Annotated in this window: 12 protein-coding genes; 10 read left to right on the forward strand and 2 right to left on the reverse strand. The window is 63.2% G+C overall.

From position 1 onward, the window contains the following. Positions 1–5: 5 nt before the first annotated feature. The 5 genes from K5K89_RS06135 (at position 6) to dacB (ending at position 6,016) form a co-directional block, all read left to right on the forward strand. Positions 6–476: a nuclear transport factor 2 family protein gene (locus tag K5K89_RS06135; RefSeq protein WP_222541033.1), complete on the forward strand. Its 471-nt coding sequence runs from the start codon at positions 6–8 to the stop codon at positions 474–476. A gap of 37 nt (positions 477–513) precedes the next feature. Further along, positions 514–786, forward strand: coding sequence for a GIY-YIG nuclease family protein (locus K5K89_RS06140; protein WP_071488606.1), 273 nt, complete (start codon positions 514–516; stop codon positions 784–786). A 75-nt stretch (positions 787–861) separates the two neighbouring features. Continuing rightward, positions 862–1,797 (forward strand): glutathione S-transferase family protein, encoded by a 936-nt coding sequence (locus K5K89_RS06145; RefSeq protein WP_222541034.1) that lies wholly within the window; start codon positions 862–864, stop codon positions 1,795–1,797. Positions 1,798–1,906: 109 nt separating this feature from the next. Next, positions 1,907–4,324 (forward strand): TonB-dependent siderophore receptor, encoded by a 2,418-nt coding sequence (locus K5K89_RS06150; RefSeq protein WP_222541035.1) that lies wholly within the window; start codon positions 1,907–1,909, stop codon positions 4,322–4,324. A 234-nt stretch (positions 4,325–4,558) separates the two neighbouring features. After that, positions 4,559–6,016, forward strand: coding sequence for a D-alanyl-D-alanine carboxypeptidase/D-alanyl-D-alanine-endopeptidase (gene dacB, locus K5K89_RS06155; RefSeq protein WP_222541036.1), 1,458 nt, complete (start codon positions 4,559–4,561; stop codon positions 6,014–6,016). Between the two features lies 1 nt (position 6,017). Here dacB and K5K89_RS06160 read toward each other — a convergent pair whose 3' ends face one another. Then, a complete protein-coding gene (locus tag K5K89_RS06160) occupies positions 6,018–6,797 on the reverse strand; it encodes an IclR family transcriptional regulator (RefSeq protein ID WP_222541037.1) in 780 nt (259 codons plus the stop codon). Between the two features lie 120 nt (positions 6,798–6,917). Here K5K89_RS06160 and hmgA point away from each other — a divergent pair, with 120 nt between their 5' ends. The 4 genes from hmgA (at position 6,918) to K5K89_RS06180 (ending at position 11,587) form a co-directional block, all read left to right on the forward strand. Further along, a complete protein-coding gene (gene hmgA, locus K5K89_RS06165; protein WP_222541038.1) occupies positions 6,918–8,201 on the forward strand; it encodes a homogentisate 1,2-dioxygenase in 1,284 nt (427 codons plus the stop codon). A gap of 3 nt (positions 8,202–8,204) precedes the next feature. Next, complete coding sequence (fahA, locus tag K5K89_RS06170; RefSeq protein WP_071488612.1) at positions 8,205–9,491, forward strand: fumarylacetoacetase; 1,287 nt, start codon at positions 8,205–8,207, stop codon at positions 9,489–9,491. Between the two features lie 12 nt (positions 9,492–9,503). Continuing rightward, positions 9,504–10,139: a maleylacetoacetate isomerase gene (gene maiA, locus K5K89_RS06175; RefSeq protein ID WP_071488613.1), complete on the forward strand. Its 636-nt coding sequence runs from the start codon at positions 9,504–9,506 to the stop codon at positions 10,137–10,139. A 77-nt stretch (positions 10,140–10,216) separates the two neighbouring features. Then, positions 10,217–11,587 carry an MFS transporter gene (locus tag K5K89_RS06180; RefSeq protein WP_222541039.1) on the forward strand — a complete coding sequence of 457 codons (1,371 nt, stop codon included), beginning with the start codon at positions 10,217–10,219 and terminating at the stop codon, positions 11,585–11,587. Between the two features lie 143 nt (positions 11,588–11,730). On the opposite strand, the gene K5K89_RS06185 is transcribed toward K5K89_RS06180, so the two are convergent. After that, positions 11,731–12,534: a SirB1 family protein gene (locus tag K5K89_RS06185; protein ID WP_071488615.1), complete on the reverse strand. Its 804-nt coding sequence runs from the start codon at positions 12,532–12,534 to the stop codon at positions 11,731–11,733. A 187-nt stretch (positions 12,535–12,721) separates the two neighbouring features. Here K5K89_RS06185 and K5K89_RS06190 point away from each other — a divergent pair, with 187 nt between their 5' ends. After that, complete coding sequence (locus tag K5K89_RS06190) at positions 12,722–13,741, forward strand: Glu/Leu/Phe/Val dehydrogenase family protein (RefSeq protein WP_222541040.1); 1,020 nt, start codon at positions 12,722–12,724, stop codon at positions 13,739–13,741. Positions 13,742–13,772: the final 31 nt, after the last annotated feature.

Genomic DNA, 13,772 nt, shown 5'->3' on the forward strand with positions numbered 1-13,772 from the left:
TGTCCATGAGTGAAGCCCACAATGCCCTGATCACCGAGTTCTACAGCGCCTTCCAGCGCCTGGACGCCGAGGCCATGTCGGCCTGCTACACCGACGATGTGGTCTTCAGCGACCCGGCCTTCGGCGAACTGCGCGGCCGCGATACCGGTGACATGTGGCGCATGCTCACCACCCGCGCCAAGGATTTCTCCCTGACCTTCGACAATGTGCGCAGCGACGACCGTAGCGGTGGCGCTCACTGGGTGGCGACTTACCTGTTCAGCGCCACTGGCAACACAGTGGTCAACGATATCCAGGCGCGCTTTGTGTTTCGCGACGGCAAAATCTGCGAACACCACGATCACTTTGACCTGTGGCGCTGGTCGCGCCAGGCCTTGGGCACCAAGGGGTTGTTGCTGGGGTGGACGCCGCTGGTGAAAAACGCCGTGCGTGCCCAGGCGCGCAAAGGCTTGAAGGCATTCCAGGCCAGTCATTGATAAGCTTGGCAACTCCTATGCCTTGCCGAATCGATCCGTGAATACGCCTGACCCCAAACCCTGGTTCGTCTACCTGGTGCGCGCCGCCAATGGCTCGCTGTACTGCGGCATCAGCAATGACCCGGTGCGCCGGTTCGCCTCGCACCAGAGCGGCAAGGGTGCGCGGTTTTTCCTGTCCAGCCCGGCGGTGGCGCTGGTGTACACCGAGCAATGCGCGAGCAAGGGCGAGGCCCTGCGTCAGGAACGGCTGATCAAGAAGTTGAAGAAGAGCGCCAAGGAGTGCCTGGCGGCAAGTGGCTCATTGATTTGACTGATGAGTTCCCATCATGCCCGCGCCAGGGTTTGCAGGCTAAGCTAGCGATTCACTTCTCTCGCGGAGCCTGGCATGTCTGAGTTGATCCTCCACCACTACCCGCAGTCCCCCTTCGCTGAAAAAGCCCGGCTGTTGCTGGGCTTCAAGGGGTTGTCCTGGCGTTCTGTACATATTTCGCCGGTGATGCCCAAGCCAGACCTCACCGCTCTCACGGGCGGTTATCGCAAGACCCCCGTGCTGCAAATCGGTGCCGATATCTACTGCGACACCGCGCTGATCGCCCGGCGCCTGGAACAGGAAAAAGCCGCTCCGGCCCTGTTTCCCCAAGGCCTGGAACTGGTCACCCAAGGCTTCGCCGCCTGGGCCGATTCGGTGGTGTTCTCCCATGCGGTGGCGCTGGTGTTCCAGCCGGAATCACTGGCGGTCAAGTTCGCCAAGGTGCCGCCGGAAATGCTCCAGGTGCTGGTGGCGGATCGCAGCAAACTGTTCAGCGGCGGCACGGCGACTCGGGTGCAATTGGATGTAGCCAAGCATCAATGGCCGGCGATTGTTGGCCGCATCGATCAGCAACTGCAGCATCAGGCCGGGGATTTCCTGTTCGGCGAGCCGTCGATTGCCGACTTTGCCCTGGCCCATCCCCTATGGTTCCTCAAAGGCTCTTCAGTGACGTCGCCTTTGGTAGACACCTATCCCGCCGTTGCCGCCTGGTTGGATCGTGTGCTGGGTTTCGGCCACGGTACCTCCACTCAGATGAGCGCCGAGCAAGCCCTGGACGTGTCGCGCAATGCGACGCCGGCTGCTCTGCCCGAAGAACTGTTTGAAGACTTGAACGGCTTCAAGGCAGGCCAGCAGGTGACCATTTCGGCGACCGACTACGGCACCGACCCGGTCGCCGGCGAACTGCTGTTTGCCGGGCGTGAAGAACTGATCCTGCGCCGCACCGACGAGCGCGCGGGCACCGTGCATGTGCATTTCCCGCGCATCGGTTTTCGCATCCAGGCGCAGTAGGGAAAAATATTTGCAAATAAAAGTGAGGTAAAACCACCGCGCAACCGTGTAGTGCTTGAAACTGCGATCTATTCGCATTAACAGCGTTTTCTACACGGGTTCTCACAGCATGAAGTCAGCGGCGGGCGGTTGGGTTAAACAGTGGCTGGGAGCCTCGGTATTGGCGGTATCGGGGCTGGCGGTGCTGCCCTTGAGCATGGCGCAGGCACAAGAGCAGCAAAGCGCCCAGTTCACCTTTGCCCTGGCAGCCAAGCCGCTGCCCCAGGCCCTGAGCGATTTCAGCCGGGTCACCGGGATCAGCGTGATCTACACCGACGAAGCGCCCTACGGCATCAAGGCCCCGGCGGTCAGCGGCCAGATGAGCGCGACCCAGGCCCTGCAGCGCCTGCTGGGCAGTTCCGGCCTGACCTTCCGCCAGATCGACGCTCGCACCCTGGCCCTGGAGCCGGTGCCCACCGAAGGCGCGGTCAACCTCGGCGCCACCACCATCAGCGGTGCCAGCCAGGTCCAGGACAGCACCAGCTACCAGCCACCACCCACCAGTTCGGTAATGCGCTCCCATGGCCTGCTGCTGGAGACCCCGCAGACCGTCAACGTGGTTCCCGCCCAAGTGCTGCGCGACCAGACCCCGCGCAACCTGGATGACGCCCTGGGCAATATCAGCGGCATCACCCAGGCCAACACTCTGGCCAGCACCCAGGACGCGGTGATGCTGCGCGGCTTTGGCGACAACCGTAACGGCTCGATCATGCGTGACGGCATGCCCATCGTGCAGGGCCGTGCGCTGAACGCCACGGCGGAGCGGGTCGAAGTGCTCAAGGGGCCGGCGTCGTTGCTGTACGGCATCCAGGACCCGGGCGGCGTGGTTAACATCGTCAGTAAAAAGCCTGAACTGGTCCAGTCCACCGCCCTCACCGTACGCGGCTCCACCTTCGGTGACGGCAAGAACGGCAGCGGCGGCAGCCTCGACACCACCGGCCCGATTGGCGACAGCGGCCTGGCCTATCGGCTGATCGTCGACCATGAAGATGAAGATTACTGGCGCAACTTCGGCACCCACCGCGAGAGCCTGATCGCGCCGTCGCTGGCCTGGTATGGCGACAGCACCCAACTGCTGTTCGCCTATGAGCACCGCGAATTCCTCACGCCGTTTGACCGTGGCACCGCCATCGACAAGTCCAACCACCCGCTGGACATCCCGGCCACACGTCGTTTGGATGAGCCTTTCAACAACATGGAGGGCCGTTCCGACCTGTACCGCTTCGAAGCCGACCATGACCTGAACGACGACTGGAAAGCCCACTTCGGCTACAGCTGGAACCGCGAGACCTATGACGCCAGCCAGGTGCGCGTCAGCGCGGTAAACACCAACGGCACCCTGACCCGCAAGATGGATGGCACCAAGGGAGCGATCACCACCGACCGTTTCGCCACTGCAAGCCTGGAAGGCAAGGTCAATGTGTTCGGCCTGCAGAACGATGTGGTGTTCGGCCTGGATGATGAGTATCGCAAGATCTACCGCGCTGACCTGATCCGCCAGAATTCGCGCGGCACCTTCAACTACAACAACCCGGTGTATGGCAACGAAGTGGCGGGCACCACCGTCAGCCCCGCCGACAGCGCCCAGACCGACCTATTGCGCAGCGACTCGCTGTTCTTCCAGGATGCGATTCACCTCAACGACCAATGGATTTTTGTCGCCGGTGCGCGCTACCAGATGTACGACCAATACGCTGGCAAAGGCGTACCGTTCAAGGCCAACACCAACGGCAATGGCCAGGCCTGGGTGCCGCGTGCGGGGCTGGTGTACCGCTACACCGATGAGTTGTCGTTCTATGGCAGCTACACCGAATCGTTCAAGCCCAACTCCACCATTGCTGCCTTGGCCGACGGCAGCACGCTGACTGGCGACCTGACGCCCGAGAAATCCAAGTCCTGGGAGCTGGGGGCCAAGCTCGACATCCCTGGGCGCATCACGGCCAGCGCCGCGTTGTTCAACATCGACAAGCGCAACGTGCTGGTATCGGTCGGTTCCGGCGCGAACACTATCTACAGCATTGCCGGCCAGGTGCGTTCCCGCGGCCTGGAACTGGACGCCACCGGGCAACTGACGGACAAGTGGAGCCTGATCGGCAGCTACGCCTACACCGACGCCGAAGATATCAAGGACAAGGACCCGACCCTGGAAGGCAACCGCCTGCAGAACGTGGCCAAGCACACCGGCTCGCTGTCGGTGGCCTATGACTTCGGCAACGTGTTCGGGGGCGATCAGTTACGGGTGGGGACCGGCGCACGGTATGTCGGCGAGCGTGCAGGCGATGCCGCCAACGATTTCACCTTGCCGGGGTACACCGTGGCGGATGCGTTTGCCACGTATGACACCAGGATTGACGGGCAGAAGGTCAAGTTCCAGCTCAACGTGAAGAACCTGTTCGACCGCGTCTACTACACCTCGGCGGCCAGCCGGTTGTTTGTGTCCATGGGTGATGCGCGTCAGGTGTCGGTGTCGAGCACCCTGGAGTTCTGATGCGCCTATTGTGTGGCGAACTGGCTTCCGTGGTGAGCAGGCTTCTGTGGCGAGCGGGCTTGCCCCGCGTTGGGCCGCGCAGCGGCCCCAAACCTGGTCGGTGAGAAATAACTGGTATAGCGCGGTGTTCTGATGGGGGCTGCTGCGCAGCCCAACGCAGGGCAAGCCTGCTCGCCACAGGGGGAGGGAGCTGTTAGCGTTGCTGCCACTGACCGCTTTAGGAAAACGCTACTGATGTACTTTGGAAAATGGATATCCACCAGCGGGATGCTGGTGGGCTTGAGCTTATTGCTGGGTGGCTGCGCGAGTGTTTCCCAGACGTCCACCCCAACCATCATCGACCAGTTGATGGCCGACCCGGCCCTCAACGGCGCCACTGTGTCCCTGATGGTGCGTGATGCCCGCAGCGGCAGCACCCTCTATCAACACAACCCGCGAACCCGCCTGATTCCCGCATCCAATCTCAAGTTGCTCACCACCGCAGCGGCGATGGATGTGCTGGGGCCGCAATATCGTTTTTCCACGCAACTGTTGAGCAACGGCACGCAGCAAGGCGAGCGTCTCAGCGGCAACCTGTACCTCAAGGGCCTGGGCGACCCGACCACGCAGTTCGCCGACTACCAGGCATTGGCGGCACAGCTTGCCGGCCAGGGCGTGCGTCAGATCCAGGGCGACCTGGTGTTCGACGATAGCTTTTTCGACGCCGAACGCCTGGGCGTGGATTGGGCCCAGGACGACGAAAGCACCTACTACGGCGCGCAAATTTCGGCGCTGACCGTGTCACCCAATTCTGATTTTGATGCGGGCACGTTGCTGGTCACGGCCAAAGCCCCCGCCGTGGTGGGGCAGCCGGTCGGCGTGTTGGTGAGTCCGTCCACCGACTACGTGCAACTGGACAACCGTGCTGTCAGCGGCCCCGGCAACAATTTCGGCATCACCCGCCAGCACGGCACCAACCTGCTGCAACTCACCGGCGCGTTGGCGCCGGGCAAGCAAAGCCGGCAGTGGGTGAGCGTGTGGGAGCCGACGCAACTGGTGGCGAATCTGTTTGAGCAAGCACTGGCGCAGCAAGGCATCCAGGTGCTCGGGCGCCGTGTGATCGGCGGTGCCAGTCCTGCGGCGGCCAAGGTCGTTGCGGAACATCAGTCGGCGCCATTGCAGGAGCTGATCACGCCGCTGCTCAAGCTTTCGAACAACAACATGTCCGAAGCCTTGCTCAAGGCCATGGGGCGCAAGACGTCCAATGCGGGCACGGCGCAGGCGGGGGTGGCCGCGGTGGCAGACTTCATGCAGCGCCAGGGCCTGGACCCGACGACTCTCAGCCAGGTCGACGGTTCGGGCCTGTCGCGGCGTAACTTGGTGTCTTCCCAAGGCCTCACCGATCTGCTGCAGGCCACGGCCAGACAGCCGTGGTTCGACGCCTGGTACAACGCCTTGCCGATTGCCGGCAACCCGGACCGCATGACCGGTGGCAGCCTGCGCTATCGCCTGAGTGGCACGCCTGCGCAAAACAACCTGCACGCCAAGACCGGCTCCATGGCCGGCGTGTCGTCGTTGAGCGGCTACATCAGCGACGCCCAGGGCCGGCGCCTGGTGTTTTCAATGATCAGTAACAACTACCTGAGCAGCGCCGCGCCGATCCGCGCCCTGGAGAACCGCGTGGCGTTGGCCCTGACCCAATGGCACGATTAGCTCAGGGCTGATAACCCATGCGCCAACTCACGGCCCGAGTCGCCGCCAGCAAGCGCTGCGCCGCCGGGCCGTCTTCATCGGCATGGAACAACGAGGTGGGGCCGACCACGGTCATCACTGCCGCGACTTGGCCGATGGCGTTGAACACCGGTGCGGACAGCGCATCGACGCCGGGCATCAACAAACCATGCACAAAGTGCAGGCCACGGCTGCGGATCTGTTCGCAGGTGATGGCGTAGGCCTGGTCGTCCGCCAACGCATGGGCGATGCCGGCCTGGATCTCACGTTCGCGCAGCTCCATGGTTTCCCGCGACGGCAGGAAGGCGCTGAACACCAGCCCGGTGGACGAACTGAGCAACGGCAGCACCGAACCCAGCTGCGTCACCACCGTCACCGCGCGCACCGCCGGTTCGATCTGCACCACGGTCGCGCCCTGGTTGCCCCACACCGCCAAAAAGCAGGTTTCATTCAATTCATCGCGCAACTCCGCTAGTGGCAGTGCGCCGACTTTCAGCACATCCATGCTGCCCAGCGCCGCCAGGCCCACACGCAACGCTTCGCGGCCCAGGCCATAGTGGTTGGTGGCGGTGTTCTGTTCGGCGAAACCCGAGGCGATCAGCGCCTGCAGGTAGCGGTGCACCTTGCTGGCCGGCATCTGTACGTGTTCGGCCAGGCGTGACAGCGACGTGGCCGGGGACAACTCGGCCAGGGCCTTGAGGATATCGGTGCCCACTTCGGCCGAGCGGACTTTCTGTTTACCGGTGTCGCGGGGCTTTTCCATGGAGGGACGAGAATCCGAGAGATGAATGGGCGTCTTTATAGCTTGACGGTCGATAGTGATCAAATTACGTTATGCGTAACTGGATTACGATAAAAACAACTTCCGTACAGAGGATGATCCATGAACCTCGAATACCTGTCGGGCTTCGGCAATGAATTCGCCAGCGAAGCCTTGCCCGGCGCACTGCCCGTCGGCCAGAACTCCCCGCAAAAAGCGCCCTACGGTTTGTACACCGAACTCTTCTCCGGCACCGCGTTCACCATGGCCCGCAGCGAAGCCCGGCGTACCTGGCTGTACCGCATTCAGCCGTCGGCCAATCACCCGGCGTTTATCAAGCTTGAACGACAGTTGGCCGGTGGTCCGCTGGGCGCGGTGACGCCCAATCGCCTGCGCTGGAACCCGTTGGATATGCCGAGCGAGGCGGCGGACTTTATCGACGGGCTGGTCGGGATGGTGGCTAATTCCGGGTCAGAAAAACCCTCAGGCATCAGCATCCATCACTACCGCGCCAACCGCTCCATGGAGCGTGTGTTCTTCAACGCCGATGGCGAGTTGTTGGTCGTTCCCGAGCAAGGCCGCCTGCGCATCGCCACCGAGCTTGGCGTATTGGAAGTGGAGCCACTGGAAATCGTCGTGCTGCCTCGTGGCCTGAAGTTCCGCGTCGAGCTGCTGGACGCGCAAGCGCGCGGTTACGTCGCCGAGAACCATGGCGCACCCCTGCGCCTGCCGGACCTGGGCCCTATCGGCAGCAATGGCCTGGCCAATCCGCGTGATTTCCTGACGCCGGTTGCGCACTATGAAGATGTGACGAAACCGACGACGCTGGTACAGAAATTCCTCGGCGAACTCTGGGCCTGCGAGCTCGACCATTCCCCACTCAACGTGGTCGCCTGGCACGGCAACAACGTGCCGTACAAATACGACCTGCGCCGTTTCAACACGATTGGCACCGTCAGCTTCGATCACCCGGACCCGTCGATCTTCACCGTATTGACCTCGCCCACCAGCACCCACGGCCTGGCCAACCTCGACTTCGTGATCTTCCCGCCGCGCTGGATGGTGGCCGAGAACACCTTCCGCCCGCCGTGGTTCCACCGCAACCTGATGAACGAATACATGGGCCTGATCCAGGGCGCCTACGACGCCAAGGCCGAAGGCTTCCTGCCGGGGGGCGCATCCCTGCACAGCTGCATGAGCGCCCACGGCCCGGACGGCGAGACCTGCACCAAGGCCATCAACGTGGAGCTGGCGCCCCACAAGATCGATAACACCATGGCGTTCATGTTCGAGACCAGCCAGGTGCTGCGCCCGACCCAGTTCGCCCTGGACTGCCCGCAACTGCAACCTGCTTATGACGCGTGCTGGGCCTCGCTGCCCGCTACCTTCAACCCGAACCGGAGATAACCCATGACGCAGCCCACACTCACCCGCAGCTGGGTGGCCTCCGCCAACGGTCACACCGATTTCCCCTTGCAGAACCTGCCACTGGGTGTGTTCAGCATCAACGGCGGTGCGCCACGCAGTGGCGTGGCGATTGGTGACTCGATCCTGGATCTGCATGCCGCCATCGACGAGTTCAGTGGTGATGCCCGCCGCGCCGTCGAGGCTACCGCCGGTGGTCAACTGAACGCATTTTTTGAACTGGGCCGAGGCCCCCGCGTGGCCCTGCGCGAGCGTCTGCTGGAACTGCTGGCCGAAGGCAGCCCATTGCAAACCCGCGAGGCACAGGTACTGCACCGCGCCGCCGATTGCCGGATGCACGTACCGGCGCAGATCAACGACTACACCGACTTCTATGTGGGCATCGAGCACGCGCAGAACGTCGGCAAACTGTTCCGTCCCGATAACCCGCTGCTGCCCAACTACAAGTACGTGCCGATTGGTTACCACGGCCGCGCCTCGACCATCCGCGCCTCGGGCGCCGACGTGCGTCGTCCCAAGGGCCAGACACTGCCGGCCGGCCAGACCGAGCCGACCTTCGGCCCGTGTGCACGCCTGGACTATGAGTTGGAACTGGGTATCTGGATCGGCCAGGGCAACGAGATGGGCGATTCGATTGCCATTGGTGACGCGGCGGACCACATCGCCGGTTTCTGCCTGCTCAATGACTGGTCGGCGCGGGATATCCAGGCCTGGGAATACCAGCCATTGGGGCCGTTCCTGTCGAAAAGCTTCATCACTACCATCTCACCGTGGGTGGTCACGGTCGAGGCACTTGAGCCGTTCCGCACAGCGCAACCGGCGCGCCCCGAAGGCGACCCGCAACCGCTGTCGTACTTGCTGGATAAACGCGACCAGGCTGCGGGCGCCCTGGATATCGAATTGGAAGTGCTGCTGACCACCGCCGCGATGCGCGAACAGAACCTGCCGGCATTCCGCCTGGCCCTGAGCAACAGCCTGCACATGTACTGGACTGTCGCGCAATTGGTGGCGCACCACAGCGTCAATGGCTGCCAGTTGCAGGCCGGTGACCTGTTTGGTTCGGGCACCTTGTCCGGGCCGCAGGCGGGCCAGTTCGGCAGCCTGTTGGAAATGACCGAAGGTGGCAAAAAGGCGGTCGAGTTGCCGTCCGGCGAGGTGCGCAAGTTCCTCGAGGATGGCGACGAAATCATCCTGCGCGCCCGCTGCCGCCGCGAAGGCTTTGCCTCCATCGGCTTCGGCGAGTGCCGTGGCACCGTGGTCGCGGCGCGCTAGGAGGGCCGGGCGATGGAACTCTACACTTACTACCGTTCCACTGCGTCGTACCGGGTGCGCATTGCCCTGGCGCTCAAGGGCCTGGATTTCACTGCCGTACCGGTCAACCTGCTGGTGCCGGCGGGCGGTGCCAATCGCCAGCCGGAGTACCTGGCAATCAACCCGCAGGGCCGTGTGCCGGCGTTGCGCACCGATGAGGGCGAGCTGTTGATTCAGTCGCCGGCGATCATCGAATACCTGGAAGAACGTTATCCACAGGCACCGCTGCTCTCCAACGACCTGGCGACCCGCGCCCATGAGCGTGCGGTGGCGTCGATCATCGGCTGCGATATTCATCCGCTGCACAATTCCAGTCCCCAGAACCTGCTGCGCCAGTGGGGGCATGACGAGGCGCAAGTGCTGGAATGGATCGGCCATTGGATCAGCCAGGGCCTGGGTGCGGTGGAGCAGTTGATCGGCGACACGGGGTTTTGTTTTGGCGAGCAGCCGGGGCTGGCCGATACGTTCCTGATTCCCCAGTTGTATGCGGCGGAACGCTTCAAGGTGCCATTGGCGGCGTACCCGCGCATCGGGCGGGTGGCGGCATTGGCGGCGCAGAATCCGGCGTTTGTGAAGGCACACCCCGCCAATCAACCTGACACGCCTTAGGACACACTGTGGAAGGGGGCAAGCCCCTTCCACATTTTGACCTGCAACACCCTTATAAAAATAATAGGTACCTTGCGATGCATAATCAGATTGCCAGCTTTCGCGCGGCACTCGACGCCCGTCCGGTGTCGCGCTACCAGTGGTTGATTCTCCTGTTGCTGGCGCTGCTGCTGGTGACCGATGGCTACGACGCCCAGGTCCTGGGTTATGTGGTGCCGGCGCTGGCCCAGGACTGGGGGCTGGAGAAGGCTGCCTTTGGCCCGGTGTTCAGCGCCAACCTGCTCGGGCTGACCTTGGGCTCGTTGCTGGTCACCCCGCTGGCGGATCGTTTCGGGGTACGCCGTATCCTGCTCGGCTGTGTGCTGATCTACGCCACCCTGACTGTGCTGATGGTGTTCGCCAACTCGCTGACCACGTTGATGGCCGCCCGATTCATCTGTGGCATCGGCATGGGCGGCGCAATGCCGAGTGCGATGGCGTTGATGTCGGACTATTCCCCTCCACGCCTGCGCACATTGATGGTGACTTTGGCGGCTTGTGGTTTCTCGTTCGGCGGCGCGGCGGGCGGGTTTGTGGCGGCGGGGTTCATCGAAGGGTTTGGCTGGCAGGCCGTGTTTCTCGCCGGTGGCGTGACGCCGTTGCTGCTGTCTCCGTTTCTGGTGTGGCTGTTGCCGGAATCCCTGCCGCGTCTGTTGCGCGACGCTCCGCCTTATGCGCGGCTGCAAAGCGTGACGTCGCGCATGTTGCCGGGCTGGCAGCCGCCGTTGGCCATCGAGGCGCAAAACCAACAGGAGCAGGGCAGCAAACTGACGGTGGTGGAGTTGTTCCGCAATGGTTATGCACGACCGACGCTGCTGATCTGGGCGACCTTTTTTGTCAGCCTGATCCTGTTGTACTTCATGATCAGCTGGTTGCCGTCGCTGCTGCTGGAAAGTGGGCTGGCGTTGAAAGAAGCCAACCTGGTGACCTCGATGTTCCTGTTCGCCGGGACCTTGGGCGCCATCGGCATGGCCTGGTTCGCCGACCGTTTGAAAAGCAAGGTGCGACTGTTGTCCGGCGTGCTGGCGATAGCGGCGGTGTGCACCATCCTGCTCGGCCTGAACCATGACAACCCCCGTTACCTGGTGGCCTGTGTGTTTGCAGCCGGGTTTTGCATCATCGGTGGGCAACTGACGCTCAATGCCTTTGCCAGCAATTTTTATCCGGCACAGGTGCGCGCCACGGGGACGGGCTGGGCGTTGGGGGTGGGGCGGTTTGGTTCAATCCTGGGCCCGTTGTTTGGCAGCATGTTGCTGGCGATGCATATCCCGGTGGAGCAGATTTTCTTCTTCTGCGCGATACCGGCGGTAGTGGCGGCGTTGTTGATTATCCAGGTGCGTTCGCCTGGGGCTGGGGGGCCGAAGAGCGCGATGCCCGGCGATATTCTCAAGGCACCAGCCAATCACTGACACTGCGAACGAACTAGCTGTGGCGAGCGGGCTTGCCCCGCGCTGGGTCGCGAAGCGGCCCCCAAAATTGGGCCTGCTACGCAGTCCAACGCGGGGCAAGCCCGCTCGCCACAGAAAGAGATAATCTCCTGAAAGTCGTGGGTTCAGTGCACCACTGAGTTGGGCGGCAAATGCCCCAGGCGTTCGGTCAGGCGCAGGCGCTGGATCGGGTCTTCGCTGAGCATCAGCGCGTGTTCCAGATCGAAGCGCTCGGCGTTGGGGCAGTCCAGGCGCTGGTACAGGCTGGCCCGTGCCAGGTAATCGGCGGCGCTGGCATTGCCCAGTTCCAGCACACGTTCGGCGTCGACCAGGGCCTCGAGCGGGGCGTCGTTGGACAGGTGCAATTGCCGCAGGTTGCGGGACAGTCGCTGCAGGATCGAACGCGGGTCGGCGGTGTGCAGGTGGTCGGCCTGCAGCTTGAGGTTGGGGCCGTACTGGCGTTGCAGCAGGTCGCGGCAATCATTGGGATACAGGCGCCGGCCGCCGCACGGGTCCAACAGGTGATCGGCGCCGGGTACGCGCAGCAGGAAATGCCCCGGGAAGTTCACGCCGACCATGGGGATATCCATCCGTCGCGCCAGCTCCATGGCGATCAGCCCCATCGCCAGGGGTTGTCCGCGCTTGCGTTGCAACACCTTGTCCAGCAAAGCGGCGGCGGGGCGCAGCGGGGTGAATTCATCCTGGGCAAACCCCAGGTCATTCAGGCGCCGCAGCAACGGCTGGCCCAGCTCATCCGCCGGCAGCACGGGCATGCCGATGCTCACCTGTTGTTGCAGCAGCGTCAGTTCCTGCAGGATCACGGATGGCTGCACCGCCGGGTCATGCTCGGCCGCAATCCACAACGCTGCTTCAAACAGCGCGGGCGGGGAGCGTTCCAGGCAGGCGAAAAAGGCTTTGCGGGGGTTCATTGCGTTCTCCGGCGGATGCCCCCGTTTTAGCCTTGCTGGGAATTTTCGTCCAGTGGCTTGGGAAATATCCTGCGCGCTTATGTCGCAAGCCCTACCAAATCGGCCGGCTTATTCCAGCGTATTCCGGCAGTTTTCTACCGCAAGCCTATACTTGGCCCACTACCAGAAGTGACTCGGGAGCTTGACGATGTTTGCTCTCATGCACAGCACCCGCCTTGAATCGCTGCACTTGAGCGTCGACCCGGTCACCGGGCTGAAGGCGGTCATTGCCATCCATAACAGCCGTCTGGGGCCTGCCCTTGGCGGCTGTCGCTACCTCTCCTATCCCGACGACGAAAGTGCCGTGGCGGATGCCGCGCGCCTGGCCCAGGGCATGAGCTACAAGGCGGCCCTGGCCGGTTTGCCGGTGGGCGGTGGCACCGCCGTGATCCTGCGTCCCGCCCATGTGGAAAACCGTGCCGCCTTGTTTGAAGCCTTCGGACGTTGCATCGAACAACTCGACGGTCGCTATATCACGGCCATCGACAGCGGTACTTCGGTGGCCGACATGGACTGCATCGCCCAGCACACCCGCTACGTCACCAGCACCACCGCTGCGGGCGACCCTTCGCCCCACGCTGCCATGGGCGTGTTCGCCGGCATCCGCACCACCGCCATGGCACGCCTGGGCAGCGACAACCTCGAAGGCTTGCGTGTCGCCATCCAGGGCCTGGGCAACGTCGGCTTCGCCCTGGCTGAACAACTGCACGCGGCCGGGGCCGAACTGCTGGTGAGCGACATCGACCACGGCAAGGTGCAACTGGCCATGGAGCAACTGGGCGCACACCCCATCGCCAATGAAGCCTTGCTCAGCACGCCGTGCGACATCCTCGCCCCCTGCGGCCTCGGCGCCGTGTTCAACCGCCAGAGCGTCGGCCAACTGCGCTGCGCCGCCGTGGCCGGTTCCGCCAGTGCACAACTGACCCACCTCGACAACGCGGATCAACTGGAGGCGCGTGGCATCCTCTATGCACCGGACTACGTGATCAACTCGGGAGGGCTGATCTACGTCGCCCTCAGGCACAGCGGCGCAGAGCTCCCTTCCATCACCGCGCACCTGTCCAACATCGGCACGCGCCTCACCGAAATCTTCGCCCACGCCCAGGCCGAAAAACGCTCACCCGCCCGCGTGGCCGACGAACTCGCCGAGCGCCTGCTTTACCAATAGCCAGGTAGTAAAAAGGCCCTGAACCAATGAT

Origin of the sequence: Pseudomonas sp. DR208 (assembly GCF_019823005.1) — a bacterium.
In the GTDB taxonomy this organism is placed as follows: Bacteria; Pseudomonadota; Gammaproteobacteria; order Pseudomonadales; family Pseudomonadaceae; genus Aquipseudomonas; species Aquipseudomonas extremorientalis.

What these genes read in the sequence shown, in the direction of transcription:
- fahA (WP_071488612.1), top strand. Translation starts at nt 8,205, where the DNA reads ATGACGCAGCCCACACTCACCCGCAGCTGGGTGGCCTCCGCCAACGGT.
- K5K89_RS06145 (WP_222541034.1), top strand. Translation starts at nt 862, where the DNA reads ATGTCTGAGTTGATCCTCCACCACTACCCGCAGTCCCCCTTCGCTGAA.
- maiA (WP_071488613.1), top strand. Translation starts at nt 9,504, where the DNA reads ATGGAACTCTACACTTACTACCGTTCCACTGCGTCGTACCGGGTGCGC.
- K5K89_RS06190 (WP_222541040.1), top strand. Translation starts at nt 12,722, where the DNA reads ATGTTTGCTCTCATGCACAGCACCCGCCTTGAATCGCTGCACTTGAGC.
- K5K89_RS06185 (WP_071488615.1), bottom strand. Translation starts at nt 12,534, where the DNA reads ATGAACCCCCGCAAAGCCTTTTTCGCCTGCCTGGAACGCTCCCCGCCC.
- K5K89_RS06135 (WP_222541033.1), top strand. Translation starts at nt 6, where the DNA reads ATGAGTGAAGCCCACAATGCCCTGATCACCGAGTTCTACAGCGCCTTC.
- dacB (WP_222541036.1), top strand. Translation starts at nt 4,559, where the DNA reads ATGTACTTTGGAAAATGGATATCCACCAGCGGGATGCTGGTGGGCTTG.
- K5K89_RS06150 (WP_222541035.1), top strand. Translation starts at nt 1,907, where the DNA reads ATGAAGTCAGCGGCGGGCGGTTGGGTTAAACAGTGGCTGGGAGCCTCG.
- K5K89_RS06180 (WP_222541039.1), top strand. Translation starts at nt 10,217, where the DNA reads ATGCATAATCAGATTGCCAGCTTTCGCGCGGCACTCGACGCCCGTCCG.
- K5K89_RS06160 (WP_222541037.1), bottom strand. Translation starts at nt 6,797, where the DNA reads ATGGAAAAGCCCCGCGACACCGGTAAACAGAAAGTCCGCTCGGCCGAA.
- hmgA (WP_222541038.1), top strand. Translation starts at nt 6,918, where the DNA reads ATGAACCTCGAATACCTGTCGGGCTTCGGCAATGAATTCGCCAGCGAA.